Raw genomic sequence first — 20,535 nt, 5'->3', positions numbered from 1 at the left:
CAACCCGACCGCACCACTTCCCTTCTTCCCCCGCGCCGCGTTTCCGTTAGCGCGAAAGAGGCGTGATTCTATGCACCGTTTGCCGATCGCGCAAGGGGTTTGATGGATTTTTCTTCGCCCCTCTCGATTCGGCCTTCCGGACATGCTGGCGCACGAGACCGCTTATCGTGCAAAGAACGGACTAGAATGTGAGGTTCTTCGCCCCTTTCTATACGTATTTAATATGCGCCAGCGAATCGCCAAACGCCTCCCCCCCGACGCCGACAAACTGGTCGGCCTGTCGCTTGCGCTCTTCGCATCGGGCAGCCGCATAGAGGATCGCTTCTGGGAAGCGAAGCTCGATGCTCTGCTCGCCAAGATCGTTCGCAACGGCAACCAGACCACGCTCGACGCAGCACTCGACCATCTGCAGCAGAACCACCCCGATGCCTATGGCGCGCTCGCCGACATGGCCGAGACGCACAGTGAATCGATGGTGATCGAGCATGAAGGCCAACCGTACGATGCGCTGCTGGTCGCCGTTCCCGTTCTCGCCTGGACGCGCTACATGATTCCGTCGGGTCCGCTGAAAGGCGATGTCGCCGACGCACTGCGCACGCAACTGCAGGCGCATGTGCTCGCAACCGGCACGCTCGTCGGACTGGCCCCGTTCCTGTACAGCATCGACCAGCTACCGCGCCACCACGTCGAGACGTACCGGCTCGCCCAGCAGCTTGCGCATGCGGCAATCGGCCAGCACGCCGCCAGGCTGAGCCTCGGCGACCTGCCCGAAACCTCGCCGATCCTGGCCGACCCGCGCTTCCTGCTCGCCGTGGTTGCCGCGCCGGCCGGCGCGCCGCTGTTCCGCTGGCAGGAAGAAGAGCACGGCAACCGGATCGAACGCGGCCAGTGTCTCGAGCAGTGGACCGCCCAGGGCGGCCCGAACCTGTCGGTTGCCCTCCCCGGCTGCGAGTTCGAATGCCTGCTTCCGGACGCGTACTATTCGGCCTGCCGCGACGCGGACGAGCGCATCCGTCCGCACACGGTCCGAACGGCCATCCGTTATCTTTTCGACACACTTGGTGCGGCACCGCAGGAACTGCGCGCCGTGGTCGCGGGCTTCGGCGAGCGCCGGATCGACGAGTACCGCGTCGGCTTCACGCGGCGTGCCAGCAACGACGTGATCTATGGCGTCGTGTGGCCGCTCTACGGCCGCGAGAACGGCGACGTGTCGATCGACAGCGCGACCCTCGAAGGCGAAGCACCGATCGAAGGGCCGCTCGAGGAAATCGTGAGTCTGCTGAAAGAATGCGGCGTAACCGACGTCCGCAGGCACGCAGGCCGCTTCGAACCCGAGTACTGCGACGACTGCGGCGTGCCGCTCTATGCGGACCCGCTCGGCGAGATCGTCCATGCGGAAATGCCGGAAGACGCATCGCCCGCCCAGCCGCACTTTCACTGATCGCGCGCCGCGGGCTCGCCAAGCCTGCCCGACGAAGCCGCTCCCGGTTCCTGCCGGAGCGGCTTTTTTCTCGCCCGTATTCCTCCCCACTCGAATTTTCGGACTTTTCCTAAGCCGTTCAGCCAAGCAGACATCGTGTAAGGTTTTTGTCATTATCGGATCCAACGCATGCCGACGGCAGCTCAATGACTCACCTTACGGAGGTTGAATATGCGGTTCCTGGTGCTGAACTCAGACGCCGAACGGCGTGACGGACTGAAGGCCCTGCTTCGGCAGATCGACCGTCACGCTAGCATCAACGATGCGCCCGACGGTTTCCAGGCGCGCCGACTGCTGCGCACCCAGCGTTTCGACCTCGTTGCGATCGACTGGCTGGACGTCGGTCGTCTCAGCGAACTCCAGGCGCTCTGCAGCGCCTGCTCGCCGACGCCCGCCGCGGTGCTGATCGACGAATCCACGCCGGAAGCCATCCAGCGCTTCTACAACTATGGCGTCGCAGGGGTAATCCCACACTCCATGCGGCCGCATCTGATCGTGCGGGCACTCGAAATGGTTCTGCTGGGCGGCCACTACATCCCGCCCATCGCCCTCAGTCTGCTGCCCTCCGCCGCCGCGGCACGCCACGACACCCACTTCCAGACGCTCGCCGGATCGCTGCCGCGCCGCCCGCCAAGCGGTCTCCTGTCGCCGAGACAGGCGCAGATCATGCGCTTCGTCCACATGGGCAGCACCAACAAGATGATTGCCCGCACGCTCGGCATCAGCGAAGGCACCGTGAAGATCCACCTCGCCAGCATCTTCCAGCAGCTTGGCGCGGCAAACCGCGCCGCCGCCGTCGCAATCTACAACGGCTGGCTGTCGCCGCATCTCGAGGTGCTGCTGGCGAACCGTGAACGGGCAAGCAAGCCGGTCATCGGCGAACGCGGCCCGGTTCCACTGCGCACACAAAGGAACGACCGTCCGTACCCGCTGCCGGCCGCGAACACCGGCACCCGGGACCTGCCGCTCGCGGCCGAGCCGCCAGCGCGGTTTCGGCGCGAGCGCTAACCGGACAGTATCGATATTGCGACGGTCGGCATGTGCGGATTCCCACCTTTGATGCTCAACGAGTAATATGGACGCATGGGTTTTCTTTTCACACCGCTTCCGCTCTGGGTTGGCGTCGGTGGCTGGATCGCCGCCGCGGCGCTGCTCGCGCTCGCGCTCTGGAATCGTCCCTTCGTCCGTCTGCAGGACGCAACGCTCCAGCACGTGTGGCTCGCGCTCGTCACTGCGATCACGGTTCTGTGGGCCTCGAATGCATGGCTCGAGGACGGCATCGTCATGCACCTGCTCGGCGCGACGCTGCTCGTCACGCTGTTCGACTGGACGCTTGCACTGATCGCGATGGGGGCCGTCACGGCCGTGGCCGCGATCGTCTTCGACGCGCCGTGGCAAGGCATCGGCCTCACCTATCTGATCTATGGCGCGCTACCGGTCGCCGTGTCCGCGTTGCTGCAGCGCGCCGCGATCGCGTGGCTCCCGCACAACCTCGCGTCGTTCATCACCGGCCAGGGATTCCTGTCGCCGGCCATCGCGATCGTCGCGGTCGCCGCGGCCGCGGCAGGCGTCCAGCTCGCACTCGCGGACGGCGTTCCCGTCGTGATTCCCGCCGGCTATCTGCTCAACACGGCGCTGCTCGCGCTTGGCGAAGCGTGGTTCACCGGCATGGCCACCGCGCTCATCGCCGTCTATCGTCCGGCGTGGGTCACGACGTTCGACGTGCGGCGCTATCGTCTCGGCGGCCCGCGCGCCTGAACGCGCCATCTCGAAGCGATCGGCGCGCACGGCAATCCGCTTGCACAGTGCGGGAGGGTGCGACGTCTACTGCCGCACAACTTTTTTACGCTAAGATTGAACTCCTGTTCTTCATCGGGCATCTATACGTGCCCGATGCCTCATTCGCTCCTCACCAATAACCAGATGGACAGCTCACCTGCCTCGCTCCGGATTTTCCGGGCGCTCGGCAAGCTGGCAGCCTGTGTCGCGGGCCTGTCGCTTGCGCTTCCGGCACCGGTATTCGCCGACCTCCTCGACCAGCGTTCCGAACTGATCAACAAATTCGTCAACGAGATGCATGCCGATCCGATCGTCGCCGATTGTGCGGCGCACGGCAGCTTCATCGCCAGCACATCGTCGGCCTTCGACCGCGTCGACTTCGCACCGAATGCGTTCGAAAGCGGCAACGCGACGATCACGCCGTGGAACGACTCGTTCGATCAGGGCAAGCAGCGCGTAAAGGTCGACAACATCGTCACTGTGGACGGCCTCGGCATACACAGCGACGGCAGCGACCCGACGCCGCTGAAATTCCGCTGCGGCTACGTCGGTCAGCAAATGCTCGCGTTCAGCTGGAACGATCCGGTGCCGCCGCTGAAGCCACGCGTCGAGCGCCCGTCGTCGTCGCCGAAGAAGTTCAATGGCAAGTCGCACCGCGGCAAGGTCAAGGCATCCGGCCGCACCGGCAAGAAAGCCGTCGCAACGAAGAAATCAAGCGGCCAGAAGAAAGCCGTAAAGAAGAAAACCGCGAAGAAGTCCTGATACGACGGAGCGGCAACGACAGAAGCAAAAAGCCGGCACATCGCATGATGCGCCGGCTTTTTTCATATCGGCGGCGTTACGCTTACGCGAACGTCTCGACGTGCACCAGGATTGCCGCCAGCATCGCGGCACCAAGCGCCGCGCTGCGTTCGCCGTTCCAGCCGACCCGCTCGTCGGGCAGGTTCGCGTTGTCCTTGAACGGCATCTCGAGCGTCAGCGACAGGCAGCCGAACCGATGGCCGATGTACTTCGATGCGAGCTTGAGCGCGTCTTCCTTGTACTTGCTCGCCGCATAACCGTGCTCAGTCTGGAAATCCGGGCTCGCGACCTTGAACGCATCGATGAACGCGGCCTGCTCCTTGCCCTGCTGCTCGGTGAAGCTCGGCAGCATCTCCGAACCCGCGACGAACACGTACGGCAGATCCTCGTCGCCGTGAATGTCGAAGAACATGTCGCAGCCGATCGCATGGATCGCATCGCGAACGGCCAGCACTTCGGGACTGTGCTCGGCATCGGGCTCCATCCACTCGCGGTTCAGGTTCGCGCCCGCCGCGTTGGTGCGCAGGTTACCGTGCACACTGCCGTCCGGGTTCATGTTCGGGACGATATGGAACGTCGCGCGGTCGTAGAGCTTGCGCGCCACCGGATCACCGGCCCAATCGCCCCATCCGGCCAGCCGCTTGACGAGCCCTTCGATGAACCATTCAGCCATCGTCTCGCCGGGGTGCTGGCGGGCGATGATCCACACCTTCTTCTTCGGTGCGCCGTCGACTTCCGGCGTACCGAGCGTCAGCAACGACATCGGACGGCCTTCGACGGTGCGGCCGAGCTCGACGACGCTCGACTGCGGCAGTTGCTGGACCGCACCGAGGAACGCCGCATGGCGCTCTTCGGAATACGGCTCGAAATACGCGTAGTAGATGCTGTCGAACTCGGGCGTATGGTCGATGGTCATCGTCTTGCCGTCGAACGTCGTCGGCACGCGGAACCAGTCGACGCGGTCGTAGCTTGCGACCGCGCTGTAGTTGCGCCATCCCGACGGATACGCGCATTCGGCCGCATTCTCGAACGACATCACGCATCGCTCACCGCGCGCGCCCGTCAGGCGGAAGTAAAACCATTGCGCGAATTCCGAACGGTTGTCGCCACGCACACGCAGCCGGATCGAGTCCGGGCGGTCGCACGACACGACGTCGATTGCGCCCGCGTCGAAATTGCTGGTGATCGAAAGGGTCATCTGTCTCTCCTCTGTCGACCGGAACGGGCGGTTTGCCGCCTGCCCGACCTCCTGCATGCGCCGGCCGTCTCGTGAACGGCCGGCAGGGTCACTCGCCGATTCGCCGGCGATATACGTAAGTCGAATCGTTCGATACAGCGGCGTCGAACGCGTAGTCTTCCATCGCGAAGTCCTTCAGCGCCGCCGGTTCGGCGATGCGGTTCTCGACGATATAGCGTGCCATCAGGCCACGGGCACGCTTCGCGTGGAAGCTGATGATCTTGTAGCGGCCGCCCTTCCAGTCCTCGAACACCGGCGTGACGACCGGCGCGGCCAGCAGTTTCGGCTTGACCGACTTGAAGTACTCGGTCGACGCGCAGTTGATCAGCACGCGCGCCGCTCCGCTGCGCGTCTCGAGCTGCTCGTTCAGCGCACGCGTGATCCGCTCGCCCCAGAACGCATACAGATCCTTGCCGCGCGCGTTCGCGAAACGGGTGCCCATCTCGAGCCGGTACGGCTGCAGCAGGTCGAGCGGGCGCAGCAGCCCGTACAGGCCCGACAGCACGCGCACGTGCTGCTGCGCGTAGTCGAGATCGGTGGCCGACAGCGATTTGGCATCGAACCCTTCGTACACGTCGCCGTTGAACGCGAGCACCGCCTGCTTCGCATTGGCCGGCGTGAAGGTCGGCGACCAGTCTGCGTAGCGCTGGAAGTTCAGGCGCGCGAGCGGGTCGGAAATGTCCATCAGCGTCGCGATGTCCTGCGGCGACAGCTTGCGCAGGCCGTCGATCAGCTCCGACGCATCGTCGACGAATGCAGGCTTCGTGTAAGACGGGACGTGGGCGGGCGTATCGTAGTCGAGAGATTTGGCGGGAGAGAGAACGATTATCATAGAGGCTCGCTGGCACGCCGTGCCTTGCGGTCAGACGAAAACCACCGATTGTAACGAATGACCCGCTCCCTCGCCCCGCACGCCGCACTTCGCGTCGTGCTCGACTCGAACGTCTGGATCGACATACTCGTATTCGACGACCCTGCCACACGCCCGATCCGCGCCGCGCTCGAGCGCGGCACGCTCGCCGCCGTGATCGACGGCCGCTGCCTGACCGAACTCGAGCTCGTGCTCGACTATCCGCAGTTCCAGGCGCGCGCAATCGACAAGGCCGCAGCGCTCGCGACCGTCGCCCGCCTGACGAGCCTCGTCGAGCCGCCGCCTGTCGACGCCGACGCGCCGCCGCTGCCGAAGTGCAAGGACCGCGACGATCAGAAGTTTCTCGAGCTCGCACGCGCCGCGCAGGCCGAATGGCTAGTGTCGAAGGACCGCGCACTGCTCAAGCTCGCGAAACGCACCGCACGCGACTTCGGCTTCCGGATCGCGCAGCCCGCGCCGTTTACCGAAGCCTGCGCGCTCGATGCCGCGTCGGCCACCACTACCACTGCGCCAGCCTGACGGGCCCGGCGCCACCCGCTTGCGACCGTATCGATGAACGCTCCTTCCGACATGCCTACGACTCCCGTTTTCCCCTCGCGCCTGCCGAACGTCGGCACGACGATCTTCACGGTCATGAGCGCACTCGCCGCCGAGAAAGGCGCCGTCAACCTCGGCCAGGGCTTCCCCGATTTCGACTGCGACCCACACATCGTCGACGCGGTCACGACCGCAATGCGCAACGGTCACAACCAGTATCCGCCGATGGCGGGTGTCGCGCCCCTGCGCGACGCGATCGCCGACAAGATCGCGCAGGTCTACGGCCGGCGCTACGATCCGGCCGCCGAGATCACGGTGACGGCCGGCGCGACGCAGGCACTGCTGACGGCGATCCTGTGCGCGGTGCATCCGGGCGACGAGGTAATCGTCGTCGAGCCGACCTACGACAGCTACCTGCCGTCGATCGAACTCGCCGGCGGCAAGCCCGTGTTCGTCACGCTGGAAGCGCCCGACTATGCGATCCCGTTCGACCGGCTCGCTGCCGCGCTCACGCCGAAGACACGGATGATCATGATCAACACGCCGCACAACCCGACCGGCACCGTGTGGCGCGAGGCCGACATGCGCAAGCTCGAGGAGATCGTGCGCGGCACCAACGTGCTGATCCTGTCGGATGAAGTGTACGAACACATGGTCTACGACGGCGCGCGGCACGAGAGCGTCGCGCGCTACCCGGAACTGGCCGCGCGCAGCTTCATCGTGTCGAGCTTCGGGAAGACCTACCACGTGACGGGCTGGAAGGTCGGCTATGTCGCGGCGCCGGCGGCGCTCACCGCGGAGTTCCGCAAGGTCCACCAGTTCAACGTGTTCACGGTGAACACGCCGATGCAGATCGGGCTCGCCGCCTACCTGCGCGATCCGGCACCGTACCTGACGCTGCCCGACTTCTACCAGAAGAAGCGCGACTTCTTCCGCGCCGGCCTCGAACGCACGCGCTTCAAGCTGCTGCCGTGCCCGGGCACGTACTTCCAGTGCGTCGACTATTCGGCGATCAGCGACCTGTCCGAAGCGGAATTCTCGAAGTGGCTCACGTCGGAGGTCGGCGTGGCGGCGATTCCAGTGTCCGCGTTCTATCACGAGCCGCACGAATCGGGCGTCGTGCGCTTCTGCTTCGCGAAACAGGAGAGCACGCTCGCGTCCGCACTCGAACGGCTCGCGCGCCTGTAAGTCCTGCACGGGCAGCCAGGCGCTGCCCGGTGCCGTGCCCGGGTCGCGCTTACGGACGCGCGGTGCCCGTCGCCTCGATATAGGCCTTGCGATCGGCCGCCACGCGCTGCGCGGCCGGCCGCTCGCCGACGAGCTTCGCGTGCGCCTTCCAGTCAATGCCTGCGTCGACCAGGAAATCGCGGCCGAAGATGGCCTTCGTCGCCATGCCGATCACCGGCAGATGGATCGATGCAGCGATGTCCGCAAGACTGAATGCGTCGCCGAGCACGTAGGGCGAGAACTGCGCCATCCGCCTGAATGCATCGATCGCGCGCGGCAGGCGCTTCTCGACGTGCGCCTTCATCCCGTCGCTGACCTTTCCGCCGAAAAACGCTTCCGTATAGACCTCGCGCGCGGTCCATTCGAGATACAGCTCGAGCGTCTCGACGAGTTCGCGCACCTTCGCGGCCGCGAACGGCGCCGACGGGAAAATGGCTTTGTCGGGATAACGCGCCGCCAGATACTCGATGATCACCTGCGACTCGAACAGCGCGCCCTCTTCGGTCTTCACGAACGGAATCTTGCCGAGCGGCGAATCGGCAAGCAGTGCCGGATCGCTGATCGGCAAGCTGCATGCCAATTCCTCGAACGGAATGTCATGCTCAAGCAGGACGAACTTCACCTTGTTGTAGTAGTTGGACAACGGAATACCACACAGCTGTAGCATCAGAGTCTCCTTCCTTGCTGAAGCGCGGCCGCAGCGACGCCGGCCGCATCGGGATGCGTCGCGCTGAAAAGCACGTTCGTGCTAGTCTAAAGCAGTTTCGCGTCCGTCACGACAACAATACATCCGCTGCGGCAGCATCCTCACAGGGATGCGCAAGCGCCCGCGCAACGCGCGGCGCCGCAGCCCCGCCATCCAATGGAGACACACTCGCATGAGTGCTGAACTGCTGGCCTCGCGTCCGCCCGAGAGCGAATCGACGCTCGTCCTCACACTATCCAATCCCGGCGCGCGCAACGCGCTGCATCCCGACATGTATGCGGCCGGCGTCGAAGCGCTCGCCACCGCCGAGCGCGACCCCGCGATTCGTGCCGTCGTGCTCACGGGGGCCGATCGTTTCTTTTGCGCGGGCGGCAACCTGAACCGGTTGCTCGACAACCGTTCGAAGGATCCGTCCTATCAGGCCGACAGTATCGACCAGCTCGGCGCGTGGATCACGGCGATCCGTGCATCGACGAAACCCGTGATCGCGGCGGTCGAAGGTGCGGCGGCCGGCGCGGGCTTCTCGCTCGCGCTCGCGTGCGACCTGATCGTTGCCGCGCACGATGCAAAGTTCGTGATGTCGTACGCACGCGTCGGCCTCACGCCCGACGGCGGCGGTTCGTGGTTCCTCGCGCGTGCGCTGCCGCGTGCGCTCGCCGCCGAAATCCTGTTCGAGGGCAAGCCCGTCGCGGCCGAACGCCTGCATGCGCTCGGCGTCGTCAATCGGCTCGCCGTGCCCGGTGCCGCCTTGTCCGATGCGCTCGCGTGGGCCGACTCGCTTGCCGGCATCTCGCCGAACGCGCTCACGCGTATCAAGTCATTGCTCGACGATGCGACCGCGCAGCCGCTCGATGCACATCTCGGCACCGAGCGCGATCACTTCGTCGCATCGCTGCATCACGCGGACGCGTTCGAAGGCATTACCGCTTTTCTCGAGAAACGCGAGCCGCGCTACAAGCGCTGATCCGGCGCGCTCCCGCCGTTCCAGCGGCGTTTCCGCCGTCACGGCGACACGCGCGCGGCCGCACGTCTCCGTCGCCTGCAGCCCGCATTGATCCATGCTCTAATGACCGCCTGTCGCGGCGCCCTGTCGGCGCCGTTTTCGCGCATGCAATGAAGGAGTTGACGATGATCGACGTCTACAGCTGGGCGACCCCGAACGGCCACAAGGTACACATCATGCTCGAGGAAACGGGCCTCGCGTATCGTGTGCATCCGGTCGATATCGGTGCGGGCGACCAGTTCACGCCCGAATTCCTGAAGATCAGCCCGAACAACAAGATCCCCGCGATCGTCGACGCGGAAGGCCCCGGCGGCAAGCCGATCTCGCTGTTCGAATCGGGCGCGATCCTCGTGTACCTGGCGGAAAAGACCGGCAAGTTCCTGCCGACCGAGCCGGCCGCGCGCTACGCGACGCTCGAATGGCTGATGTTCCAGATGGGCGGCGTCGGCCCGATGCTCGGGCAGGCGCATCACTTCCGGCTGTATGCGCCGGAGAAGATCGAATACGCGGTCAATCGCTACACGAACGAAGCGAAGCGCCTGTACAACGTGATGGAAAAGCGCCTCGGCGAATCCGCCTATCTCGCCGGCGACACGTACACGATCGCGGACATTGCGACGTTCCCGTGGACACGTTCGTGGCAGAACCAGGGCATCGTGCTCGACGAACTGCCGAACGTGAAGCGCTGGCACGAAGCGATTGCCGCGCGTCCGGCCGTGCAGCGCGGCGTCGAGGTGCTCGCATCGCTGCGCAAGCCGCTGCAGGACGACAAGGCACGCGAGATGCTGTTCGGCGCGACGCAATACGCGAAGCACTGAAGCAGCACACGACGTGCAACGCGGCGACATCCATCGATACCGCCGCGCGCATCAGAAGTAGTGCAGCGTAATGAATTCCGCCGCGCAAACAAGTAACGGCGCGTCGGGACGCTCGACCTGCATCGATACCGACCACGTCACCTGCACGCCGCCCCGCGCGACTTCCACGGTTTCCTTCACCGCGAACAGCGCGCGCACGCGCGCGCCGACCGGCACCGGCTTCAGGAACCGCACGCGGTTCAGTCCGTAGTTCACGCCCATCTTCTGCTCGAAGCGCATCGCATCGCTCATCAGCGCGGGAATCAGCGACAGCGTCAGGAACCCGTGCGCGATCGGGCCGCCGAACGGCGACTCGCGCCGCGCGCGCTCGGGATCGACGTGAATCCACTGGTGATCGCCGGTCGCGTCGGCGAAACCGTCGACGCGACGCTGGTCGATCTCGACCCAGCCGCTCGCAAGCGGTTCCGCACCGGCCAGCGCATGCAGCGCCCGAGCCGACGCGATCAGCGGCAATGTCACGTCCGTCATGCGCCCGCTCCTTGCGGATGGCGCAGCCCGAAGATCACCTTGGTATGCACGGTGATCACCGTGTCGCCGGCGCCGTTGATGCCGATCCACTCGGTCGACACGATGCCGCGATCGGGCTTGCTCGCCGACACGCGCTTGTCGTGGACTTTCTGGTACATCGTGATCGTGTCGCCGGCACGCACGGGCTTGAGCCAGCGGATCGCGTCGATGCCGGGCGAACCCATGCTGGTCGAATCCGGCCCCAGCTTCTTGATGAGCAGGCTCATGAACACCGAACACGTATGCCAGCCGCTCGCCACCAGTCCGCCGAACGGCGATGCCTTGCCGGCTTCCTCGTCGAGGTGGAACGGTTGCGGATCGTAGCGTTGCGCGAACGCCTTGATGTCGTCCGCCTCGAACGTGTAGCGGCCGATTTCGGTCGTACTGTCGACTTCCAGATCTTCGTAACTGATACCCACTGTCTATCTCCTTCGGCGCGCTCTCGCGTCGCCGTCACGCCGCGTCGGCCTGCGCGAAATCCGGCAGGGCCGCGATGCGCGCAAGGTGGTGATCGGTGTCGCCGAGTGTCGTCTCGATGATCGACAGCCGCTTGAACAGATGCGCGGCGGCGACCTCGTTGGTCACGCCCATGCCGCCGTGCAGTTGCACGGCCTGCTGGCCGACGAAGCGTGCGGCCGCGCCGACCCGCGCCTTCGCGGCGGAAACCGCCTTGCGCCGCGCATCGGCATCGCCGCTCGCGTAACGCACCGCGGCCAGATAGGTCAGCGAGCGCGCCTGCTCCGCGTGAATCAGCATGTCGACCATCCGGTGCTGCAGTGCCTGGAAACGCGCGATCGGTACGCCGAACTGTTCGCGCGTCTTCGTGTATTCGACCGTCGCGCGGTTCAGTTCGTCGAGTGCGCCGACCGCTTCCGCGCACAACAGGAAGGTCGCGTAATCGGCAATCTGCTCGAGTGCAGCCGCGTCGCGTGCGCCGCCCGTCAGTTGCCGCGCAGGCGTTTCATGCAGCTCGATCGTCGCGGCGCGCTGGCCGTCGATCGTCCGGTAGTCGACGAGCGTCACTCCCGCGGCGTCGCGCTCGACGACGAACAGGCCGATGCCGCCACCGGCGACACGCGCCGGCACGATCCACGCGTGCGCCTGTGCGCCGTGCTGCACGACCGACTTGGTGCCGGTCAGCCGGTACGTGCCGCCCTGCTCGCGCGCATGCGTGTCGAGTTCGTACAGGTCGTAGCGCGCCCGCGGTTCGTGGAATGCAACGGCCAGGCGCTTCTGCCCTTGCGCGACCGCTTCCAGCAGTGCCGCATCGTCGCCCGTGCCGGACCCGGCGACGCGCAGTGCCTCGACGCCGACCGCCGTCGCCCAGTATGGCTCGACCACGAGTGCGCGGCCGAGCGCCTGCATCGCAACCAGCATGTCGACCGAGCCGCCGCCGATGCCGCCCTGCGCGTCCGGCACGGGCAGCGCGGTCAGGCCCAGCTCCGCGAATGCGCTCCATTGCGCGTCCGACACGCCGGCATCGCTGCGCACGATCGCCTGGCGCGCGTCGAAACCGTATTGCTCGCCGAGATAACGGCGCAGTGCGTCGGCGAACTGCTGCTGTTCATCGGTAAAGCTGAAATCCATGGTTGTCTCCGTTCCCTGATCACAGCCCGAGAATCATCTGCGCGATGATGTTTTTCTGAATCTCGTTCGAGCCGCCGTAGATCGACGTCTTCCGATAATTGAAGTAGTACGCGGCGAGCGGCGCAGCATCGTCGTCGCCCGCGATGCTGTGTTCGCGCTCGCCCTCGAGGAACGGGACGTCGAACGGCGCGGCCAGCGGCCCGATCGCCTCGAACATCAGCTCGGTGAGCGCCTGCTGGACCTCGGTACCCTTGATCTTCAGCATCGACGCCTCCGGGCCCGGCCCCTTGCCGCTCGTCTCGCGGCTCACGACGCGCAACACCGTCACCTCGAGCGCCATCAGCTCGACTTCGAGCGCCGCGACCTTCGCGGCAAACACGGGATCGGCGAGCAGCGGCTTGCCGTTCTTGCGCTGGTTCGACGCCACCCGCTTCAGGAACGCGAGCTCGCGCTTCGACCCGCCGACGCGCGCGATGCCGGTGCGTTCGTGGCCCAACAGGTATTTCGCGTAAGTCCAGCCGCGGTTTTCATCGCCGACGAGATTCCCGGCGGGCACCTGCACGTCCTCGAAGAACACCTCGTTGACCTCGTGGTCCTCGTCGAGCGTGATGATCGGACGCACCGTGATGCCGGGCGTCTTCATGTCGATCAGCAGGAACGAGATGCCCTCCTGCTTCTTCGCCGCCGGATCGGTGCGCACGAGGCAGAACATCATGTCCGCGTACTGGCCGAGCGTCGTCCACGTCTTCTGGCCGTTGACGACGTAGTGGTCGCCGCGGCGTTCGGCGCGCGTGCGCAGCGATGCGAGGTCCGATCCGGAACCCGGCTCGGAATAGCCCTGGCACCACCAGTCGGTGCCGTCGAGGATGCGCGGCAGATAGTGGCGCTTCTGCGCTTCGCTGCCGTATTTCATCAGCACCGGCGCGACCATCGATACGCCGAACGGCAGCACGGTCGGCGCGCCGATGCGTGCGCACTCCTCGTCCCAGATGTGGCGCTGCGTCGCGTTCCAGTCCGGGCCGCCGTATTCGGCCGGCCATGCGGGAGCGGACCAGCCGCGCTGGCCGAGAATCCGGTGCCAGCTCGCGTAATCCTCGCGGTCGAGTCGTTTGTGATCGAGTACTTTGGCGCGCAGTGCGTGAGGCAGATTGGCCTCGAGCCAGGCGCGGACGTCGACGCGGAACGCGTCGTCGGCGGGGGAATAATCCAGATCCATGCGCAGTGTCTCCTGTCGACCAGAGTTAGCGCTTTAGCGCTTTACTCTGGTCCCATGCTTCGCGGTCGACCAGAGTTAGCGCTTTATTAGCGCTTTACTCGGGTCCCATGCAAGGCTCACCGCGGCCGTCCGGCCCGGCAAGGACACACTGCTTACGTCATTGCAGCGGTTCTTTCAGCGCGGCAGGAATCGGCAGCGGCATCACGTCGATGCCTTCTTCGACCAAGGATTGCGCATCCTCCGGCGTCGTGACGCCACGAATGCTGCGTGCCGGCGCTTCGTTGTAATGGATGCGCCGCGCTTCCTCGGCGAAGCGCTCGCCCACATTCTCGGTCTTCTCCAGCACCTCGCGCAGCGCGCGCATCACCTGCGCCTGCAGCGCGCGCGGATCGGCCGGCTGCGCCTGCGTCGCACCCGACAGGTTCAGGCGCGGCGCAGACGGCATCCGGTTGATCTCGGTCGTCCCGCACACCGGACATTCGACCAGCTTGCGGGACAACTGCGCTTCAAACTCATCGGCGGAAGCGAACCAGCCTTCGAACCGATGACCGTGCGGGCACTGTAAATCGAGGACCTTCATGCTGAATCAGGGCGTGTGACGAGTGTAGCGCAAATCGCGCTTTTGTGAACGATCGTGCTAAATCAGGATCGCGCGGCCGGACAGCGGCCGCGTCACAGGATTGTAACGCGACGCCCCACCCGCCGCTGACACGCCGTCAGGGCATCTCGACCGGGCCGAGCGGCCAGGTGCCGGACAGTACCTTGTCGAGCCACATTGTGCCGATGATCGTCTTCACGTCGGTGATCTGGCCCGTGCGCACCCATTCCTGCAGGTCGGGCAGCGTCGCCGTGAAGGTTTCGAGGAATTCGCCTTCATCGAGCTTGCGCTCGCCGGCCGTCAGCCCGCGCGCGAGATACAGGTCGATGAATTCGGTCGAATAGGAGATGATCGGGTGAATCCGGGCCAGGAACACGTATTCGCGTGCCGTGTAGCCGGTTTCCTCGCGCAACTCGCGCATCGCGCAGGCGAGCGCGCCTTCGTTCGGGTCGAGCTTGCCGGCCGGGAATTCGGCCATGACCTTGCCGATCGGATAGCGATACTGGCTTTCCATCAGCACGCGGCCGTCGTCGAACAGCGGGATCACCATCACCGCGCCCGGGTGCTGGACGTATTCGCGCGTGGCCTGCTTGCCATCCGGCAAACGGACGGTATCGCGCTTGAGCTTGAGGAACGAGCCTTCGAAAATCGCCTCGCTCTCGAGGCAGGTTTCGGTCAGTGCGGCGTCGTGATTGGGAAGTTCGGCCATCGGCGGGCTCCGGGGAATGAGCACGTGACGGCCGAAGCCGTCAGCGTCGTTTGACGAGATACTGGAACGTGAAGCCGGGAAAAGCGAACACGACGAAGAGACTGAACGTGATCGCGTAAAACTGCCAGCCTTGTTCGAAGCGGTTGCCGGCGCGCGACTCGAGCCAGAAGCCGAGCGCGCCGACGACGAAATACAGCACGATCAGCTCGCCGATCCGAACCCACGCGTTCTTCTTCGTCGCGCCGATCGGCACGACGGCGAAGAGGCGTTGGTTCAGGAACGGCACGTTGGCGCACACGAGCGCCAACAGCACGATGAACCAGCCGGCTGCCGACATTACAGCGGCAGCGTGTGACGGATCGCCTGCAGGCAGGCCGTCAGCAGCGGGCTCGGGATCAGGCCGAGCACGACGACCGCGAGGCCGTTCAGCACGAGGATCGTGCGCTTGCAGAAATCGCCGGTGACCGGAGCCGTATCCTGCGGTGCATCGAAGTACATCAGCTTGACGATGCGCAGGTAGTAGAACGCGCCGAACAGCGACGTGATCACGGCCAGCACCGCCAGCCACGTGAGACCCGCGTTGACGGTCGCCTCGAGCACCGCGAGCTTCGCATAGAAGCCGACGGTCGGCGGGATACCGGCCAGCGAGAACATCATGACCATCATCACGAACGCGAACACCGGGCTGCGCTTGTTGAGGCCCTTGAAGTCGTCGATCGTTTCCGCTTCGAAATCGCGGCGTGCGAGCAGCATCACCACGCCGAACGAGCCGAGCGTCGTGATCAGGTAGACGATCGCGTAGAACATCGCCGAGCTGTACGCGTTCGCCGGCGCGGCCGCGTCGCCCTTCACGATGCCGGCGAGCAGGCCGAGCAGCACGAAGCCCATGTTCGAGATCGCCGAGTACGCGAGCATCCGCTTGATGTTGCGCTGGACGATACCGGTGATGTTACCGACGATCAGCGACAGCGCGGCGAGGATCACGAGCGCGGTCTGCCAGTTCTGTGCGAGCGGCAGCAGGCCCATCACCAGGAAGCGCAGGCCCCACGCGAACGCGGCAACCTTCGGGCCGCCGCCGACGAACAGCGTCATCGCGGTCGGTGCGCCCTGGTAGACGTCCGGCACCCACATGTGGAACGGCACGGCGCCGAGCTTGAACGCGATACCGGCGACGATGAAGACCACGCCGAACATCAGCACGGCTGCGTCGGTGTTGCCGCCGACCGCCTTGTACACCTCGCCCAGCTCGAGCGAGCCGGTCGCGCCGTAGAGCATCGAGATGCCGTACAGCACGAAGCCCGACGCGAGCGCGCCCAGCACGTAGTACTTCATCGCGGCTTCGCTCGACTGCGGGGCATCGCGGCGCAGCGCGATGACCGCGTACAGCGAAAGCGACATCAGTTCGAGGCCGAGGTACAGCGTCAGGAAGTTGTTGCCCGACACCATCACCAGCTGCCCGAGCAGCGAGAACATGCCCAGCAGGAACACGTCGCCGCGGAACATGTCGCGGTCTTCGAGGTACTTGCGCGAATAGACGAGCGAGACCGCGAAGCCGATCGACACGACGGCCTTCATCATGCTCGCGAACGAGTCGACGACGACCATCCGCGAGAAGAAGTAATACTGCTGCGGGTCGAGCGCCTGCACCGCGAACCACACGCCGGCGACGACCGACGAAACCACCGCGATCAGATAGGTCAGGCGGCGGCCAGCGGCACCGGTAAAGGTGTCATTCAGCCATGCGACGACGATGGCGACCATCACCAGCGCGTCAGGCGACAGGACATTCATAGGAGCGTTCATGATCTTGATTTCCTCCGCTCGCGATTACTGGGCCAGCGGCAGCTTCGACTGCGCGACGTGGGAGAGGAGGTTTTCCACGGAAACGTGCATCACGTCGGTGAAAGGCTTCGGATACAGGCCCATCAGCATCGTGAACGCGGCGAGCACGGCCAGCATCACGAATTCGCGACGGCCGATGTCCTTCAGCTTGGCAACGTGATCGTTCGCCACCGCGCCGAAGTACACGCGCTTGTACATCCACAGCGTGTAGGCAGCACCCAGGATCAGCGTGAATGCCGCGCCGAATGCGATCCAGAAGTTGTACTGGACGGCCGCGAGAATCACCATGAACTCGCCGACGAAACCCGAGGTACCCGGCAGGCCGCAGTTGGCCATCGAGAACAGCATCGCGAATGCCGCGAACTTCGGCATCACGTTCACGACGCCGCCGTAGTCGGCGATCTGGCGCGAGTGCACGCGGTCGTACAGCACGCCGATGCACAGGAACATCGCGCCCGACACGAAGCCGTGCGAGATCATCTGGATGATCGCGCCTTCGACGCCCAGCTGGTTGAAGATGAAGAAGCCGAGCGTGACGAAGCCCATGTGCGCGATCGACGAATACGCGACCAGCTTCTTCATGTCGGACTGCACCATCGCGACGAGGCCGATGTAGATCACCGCGATCAGCGACAGCGTGATCACGACCGGTGCCAGGAAGTGGCTGGCGTCAGGCGTGATCGGCAGCGAGAAGCGCAGGAAACCGTACGCGCCGAGCTTCAGCATGATCGCCGCCAGCACGACCGAGCCGCCCGTCGGCGCTTCCACGTGCGCATCCGGCAGCCAGGTGTGGACCGGCCACATCGGCACCTTCACCGCGAACGCGAGGAAGAATGCAATGAACAGCAGGATCTGCGGCGTCATCGCAATCTTGGCGTCCTGCCACGTCGCGAGGTCGAACGAATGCGTCTGCGTGTACAGGTAGATCAGCGCGACCAGCATCAGCAGCGAGCCGGCCAGCGTGTACAGGAAGAACTTGAATGCCGCATACACGCGGTTCGGGCCGCCCCACACGCCGATGATGATGTACATCGGAATCAGGGTCGCCTCGAAGAACACGTAGAACAGCAGGCCGTCGGCCGCCGAGAACACGCCGATCATGATCCCGGACAGGATCAGGAAGGCCGCGAAGTACTGCGCGACGTTCTCGGTGATCACTTCCCACGCGCTGATCACGACGATCACCGTGATCAGCGCGGTCAGCACGACGAACCACATCGAGATGCCGTCGACGCCGAGGTGATACGCGATGTGGAAGCGTTCGATCCAGGTCGACTTCTCGACGAACTGCAGCGCAGCCGTGCTCGAGTCGAAGCCCGTGATCAGCGGGATCGTGACCGCGAGACCGAGCAGCGAACCGATCAGCGCGACCCAGCGGGCCGCCCCCGGATTTTTGTCGTTACCCACCGCAAGCACGAGGAGGCCGAAGACGATCGGCAACCAGATCGCGGTACTGAGAATCGGAAAAGCGTGCATTTATTGTCCCCCGCCTTATTTGCCGCCGAGCGTTACAAACAGGGTCAGGAGCCCCAGCATGCCGATGATCATGGCGAACGCGTAGTGATAGATGTAACCGGATTGGAGGAAGCGGATCACGCCGGCGAACCAGCCGATGAACCGGGCGCTGCCGTTGACGAGGCCGTCGATCACGACGACGTCGCCTTCCTTCCACAGGCCGCGGCCGATCGCCACCGAACCACGGGCGAACACCACTTCGTTGATCTTGTCCATGTAGTACTTGTTGTCCAGCAGCGTGTAGATCGGACCGAACGCGCGGCGGATCGACGCCGGCAGCGCCGGACGCTTCAGGTACAGGAACCATGCGACGACGACACCGGCGAGCGCGAGCCAGACCGGCAGGCCCGACACCGAGTGCAGGCCCATGCCCACCCAGCCGTGGAACTCTTCGGCCATCTCGGCCAGTGCCGGATGGTTTTCGCCGATGAAGATCACCTTGTCGAATGCGACGCCGTGCAGGAAGAAGTCGCCGAACAGCATCGGGCTGACCGCGATCGCACCGATGATCACCGACGGGATCGCCAGCAGGACCAGCGGCACCCACACGACCCACGGGGTCTCGTGCGGCTCGTGCGCGTGGTCGTCATGACCGTGGCCATGGCCGTGGTCGTCGTGGCCGTGCGCGGCCGCCATGCCCATCGGCGATTCCGGATGCTTCGGCTTGCGGAAGCGCTCTTCGCCGTGGAACACCAGGAAGTACATGCGGAACGAGTACAGCGCCGTGACGAACACGCTCGCGACGACCGCGAAGTATGCGAAGCCCGAACCCGGCAGGTGCGACAGCTTCACCGCATCGATGATCGAGTCCTTCGAGTAGAAGCCCGAGAAGAACGGTGTGCCGATCAGCGCGAGCGAACCGACGAGCGACGTGATCCACGTGATCGGCATGTACTTGCGCAGGCCGCCCATGTTGCGGATGTCCTGGTCGTGATGCATGCCCATGATCACCGAGCCCGCGCCGAGGAACAGCAGCGCCTTGAAGAACGCGTGCGTCATCAGGTGGAACAACGCGACCGGGTACGCGGACACGCCGAGCGCGACCGTCATGTAGCCGAGCTGCGACAGCGTCGAATACGCGACCACGCGCTTGATATCGTTCTGGATGATGCCGAGGAAGCCCATGAACAGCGCCGTGATCGCGCCGATCACCGTGACGAACGACAGCGCGGTGTCGGACAGTTCGAACAGCGGCGACATGCGCGACACCATGAAGATGCCGGCCGTCACCATCGTCGCCGCGTGAATCAGCGCCGAGATCGGGGTCGGGCCTTCCATCGAATCCGGCAGCCACACGTGCAGCGGGAACTGTGCCGATTTACCCATCGCGCCGATGAACAGGCAGATACAGGCAACGGTCAGCAGGCCCCAGTCGGTGCCCGGGAAGTGCAGGCTCGCGAGCTCCGCGCGCTTTGCGAACACTTCGCCGTAGTTCATCGAGCCGGCGAACGCGAGCAGCAGGCCGATGCCGAGCAGGAAGCCGAAGTCGCCCACGCGGTTCACGAGGAACGCCTTCATGTTCGCGTAGATCGCGCTCTCACGCGTGAAGTAGAAGCCGATCAGCAGGTACGACACCAGACCCACCGCTTCCCAGCCGAAGAACAGCTGCAGGAAGTTGTTGCTCATCACGAGCATCAGCATCGAGAACGTGAACAGCGAGATGTACGAGAAGAAGCGCTGGTAGCCGTCTTCTTCCGCCATGTAGCCGATCGTGTAGATATGCACCATCAGCGAGACGAAGGTCACGACGACCATCATCATCGCGGTCAGCGAATCGACGAGGAAGCCGACTTCGAGCTTCAGCGAGCCGACGTTCATCCATTCGTAGACGGTCGCGTTGAAGCTTGCGCCGCCCATCACGTCGAAGAAGACTTTCGCCGACAGGAGGAACGCGATCATTACGCCGAGGATCGTGATCCGGTGTGCGCCCTTGCGCCCGACTGCGTTCCCGAACAGCCCCGCAATCAGCGAGCCGGCCAGCGGAGCGAGCGGAATCGCCAGCAGCAGGTTTTCATTGAGTGTCGTTGACATAACAGCGTTGC

At 64.8% G+C, this 20,535-nt stretch carries 21 protein-coding genes; 8 read left to right on the top strand and 13 right to left on the bottom strand.

Features of this window, described 5'->3' with window-relative positions:
* Positions 1-223 precede the first annotated feature (223 nt).
* The 4 genes from DIE21_RS13595 to DIE21_RS13580 all read left to right on the top strand — a co-directional run bounded on the left by DIE21_RS13595 (position 224) and on the right by DIE21_RS13580 (position 4,021).
* Positions 224-1,441 carry a DUF2863 family protein gene (locus tag DIE21_RS13595; protein ID WP_124498186.1) on the top strand — a complete coding sequence of 406 codons (1,218 nt, stop codon included), beginning with the start codon at positions 224-226 and terminating at the stop codon, positions 1,439-1,441.
* 210 nt (positions 1,442-1,651) lie between these two features.
* Positions 1,652-2,488 (top strand): response regulator transcription factor, encoded by an 837-nt coding sequence (locus DIE21_RS13590; RefSeq protein WP_124498185.1) that lies wholly within the window; start codon positions 1,652-1,654, stop codon positions 2,486-2,488.
* A 75-nt stretch (positions 2,489-2,563) separates the two neighbouring features.
* Positions 2,564-3,238, top strand: coding sequence for an energy-coupling factor ABC transporter permease (locus tag DIE21_RS13585; RefSeq protein ID WP_124498184.1), 675 nt, complete (start codon positions 2,564-2,566; stop codon positions 3,236-3,238).
* Positions 3,239-3,373: 135 nt separating this feature from the next.
* Positions 3,374-4,021 carry a BspC domain-containing protein gene (locus DIE21_RS13580; protein WP_124498191.1) on the top strand — a complete coding sequence of 216 codons (648 nt, stop codon included), beginning with the start codon at positions 3,374-3,376 and terminating at the stop codon, positions 4,019-4,021.
* Between the two features lie 82 nt (positions 4,022-4,103).
* On the opposite strand, the gene DIE21_RS13575 is transcribed toward DIE21_RS13580, so the two are convergent.
* Both DIE21_RS13575 and yaaA read right to left on the bottom strand, forming a co-directional pair.
* Positions 4,104-5,258: a M14-type cytosolic carboxypeptidase gene (locus tag DIE21_RS13575; RefSeq protein WP_124498183.1), complete on the bottom strand. Its 1,155-nt coding sequence runs from the start codon at positions 5,256-5,258 to the stop codon at positions 4,104-4,106.
* A gap of 88 nt (positions 5,259-5,346) precedes the next feature.
* A complete protein-coding gene (gene yaaA / locus DIE21_RS13570; RefSeq protein WP_124498182.1) occupies positions 5,347-6,129 on the bottom strand; it encodes a peroxide stress protein YaaA in 783 nt (260 codons plus the stop codon).
* 57 nt (positions 6,130-6,186) lie between these two features.
* On the opposite strand from yaaA, the gene DIE21_RS13565 reads away from it, so the two are divergent.
* Together DIE21_RS13565 and DIE21_RS13560 are read left to right on the top strand one after the other, a co-directional pair.
* Positions 6,187-6,687: a putative toxin-antitoxin system toxin component, PIN family gene (locus tag DIE21_RS13565; protein WP_124498181.1), complete on the top strand. Its 501-nt coding sequence runs from the start codon at positions 6,187-6,189 to the stop codon at positions 6,685-6,687.
* 33 nt (positions 6,688-6,720) lie between these two features.
* Entirely contained in the window at positions 6,721-7,893 is a 1,173-nt protein-coding gene (locus tag DIE21_RS13560) for a pyridoxal phosphate-dependent aminotransferase (RefSeq protein WP_124498180.1), read from the top strand.
* Between the two features lie 49 nt (positions 7,894-7,942).
* Here DIE21_RS13560 and DIE21_RS13555 read toward each other — a convergent pair whose 3' ends face one another.
* On the bottom strand, positions 7,943-8,599 hold the full coding sequence (locus tag DIE21_RS13555) for a glutathione S-transferase (protein WP_124498179.1): 657 nt from the start codon (positions 8,597-8,599) through the stop codon (positions 7,943-7,945).
* A 211-nt stretch (positions 8,600-8,810) separates the two neighbouring features.
* On the opposite strand from DIE21_RS13555, the gene DIE21_RS13550 reads away from it, so the two are divergent.
* On the top strand, positions 8,811-9,602 hold the full coding sequence (locus DIE21_RS13550) for an oxepin-CoA hydrolase, alternative type (RefSeq protein WP_124498178.1): 792 nt from the start codon (positions 8,811-8,813) through the stop codon (positions 9,600-9,602).
* A 164-nt stretch (positions 9,603-9,766) separates the two neighbouring features.
* Entirely contained in the window at positions 9,767-10,459 is a 693-nt protein-coding gene (locus DIE21_RS13545; RefSeq protein ID WP_124498177.1) for a glutathione binding-like protein, read from the top strand.
* A gap of 51 nt (positions 10,460-10,510) precedes the next feature.
* Here DIE21_RS13545 and DIE21_RS13540 read toward each other — a convergent pair whose 3' ends face one another.
* From DIE21_RS13540 to nuoL, 10 genes are all read right to left on the bottom strand, one after another.
* Positions 10,511-10,987, bottom strand: coding sequence for a MaoC family dehydratase (locus DIE21_RS13540; RefSeq protein ID WP_124498176.1), 477 nt, complete (start codon positions 10,985-10,987; stop codon positions 10,511-10,513).
* Complete coding sequence (locus tag DIE21_RS13535; RefSeq protein ID WP_124498175.1) at positions 10,984-11,445, bottom strand: MaoC family dehydratase; 462 nt, start codon at positions 11,443-11,445, stop codon at positions 10,984-10,986. The genes DIE21_RS13540 and DIE21_RS13535 overlap by 4 nt, the downstream gene beginning before the upstream one ends.
* 34 nt (positions 11,446-11,479) lie before the next feature.
* Positions 11,480-12,613: an acyl-CoA dehydrogenase family protein gene (locus DIE21_RS13530; RefSeq protein ID WP_124498174.1), complete on the bottom strand. Its 1,134-nt coding sequence runs from the start codon at positions 12,611-12,613 to the stop codon at positions 11,480-11,482.
* Between the two features lie 19 nt (positions 12,614-12,632).
* A complete protein-coding gene (locus DIE21_RS13525) occupies positions 12,633-13,829 on the bottom strand; it encodes an acyl-CoA dehydrogenase family protein (RefSeq protein ID WP_124498173.1) in 1,197 nt (398 codons plus the stop codon).
* A gap of 157 nt (positions 13,830-13,986) precedes the next feature.
* Positions 13,987-14,409 (bottom strand): DUF1178 family protein, encoded by a 423-nt coding sequence (locus DIE21_RS13520; protein WP_006750470.1) that lies wholly within the window; start codon positions 14,407-14,409, stop codon positions 13,987-13,989.
* Positions 14,410-14,545: 136 nt separating this feature from the next.
* Positions 14,546-15,136, bottom strand: coding sequence for an NUDIX domain-containing protein (locus DIE21_RS13515; protein ID WP_124498172.1), 591 nt, complete (start codon positions 15,134-15,136; stop codon positions 14,546-14,548).
* A gap of 40 nt (positions 15,137-15,176) precedes the next feature.
* The gene (locus tag DIE21_RS13510; RefSeq protein WP_059533192.1) at positions 15,177-15,473 is read right to left on the bottom strand and encodes a DUF2818 family protein; all 297 of its coding nucleotides are present in this window, start codon (positions 15,471-15,473) and stop codon (positions 15,177-15,179) included.
* Positions 15,473-16,927 (bottom strand): NADH-quinone oxidoreductase subunit NuoN, encoded by a 1,455-nt coding sequence (gene nuoN / locus DIE21_RS13505; RefSeq protein WP_185640595.1) that lies wholly within the window; start codon positions 16,925-16,927, stop codon positions 15,473-15,475. The genes DIE21_RS13510 and nuoN overlap by 1 nt, the downstream gene beginning before the upstream one ends.
* A 36-nt stretch (positions 16,928-16,963) precedes the next feature.
* Positions 16,964-18,454: an NADH-quinone oxidoreductase subunit M gene (locus DIE21_RS13500; RefSeq protein WP_124498170.1), complete on the bottom strand. Its 1,491-nt coding sequence runs from the start codon at positions 18,452-18,454 to the stop codon at positions 16,964-16,966.
* 15 nt (positions 18,455-18,469) lie between these two features.
* Entirely contained in the window at positions 18,470-20,524 is a 2,055-nt protein-coding gene (gene nuoL, locus DIE21_RS13495) for an NADH-quinone oxidoreductase subunit L (RefSeq protein ID WP_124498169.1), read from the bottom strand.
* Positions 20,525-20,535 lie beyond the last annotated feature (11 nt).

The sequence above is a fragment of the Burkholderia sp. Bp9140 genome, from assembly GCF_003853425.1.
GTDB lineage: Bacteria > Pseudomonadota > Gammaproteobacteria > Burkholderiales > Burkholderiaceae > Burkholderia.
The sequence above is the reverse complement of the archived record's forward strand: the minus strand, read 5'-3'. Positions and strand labels throughout refer to the sequence as shown.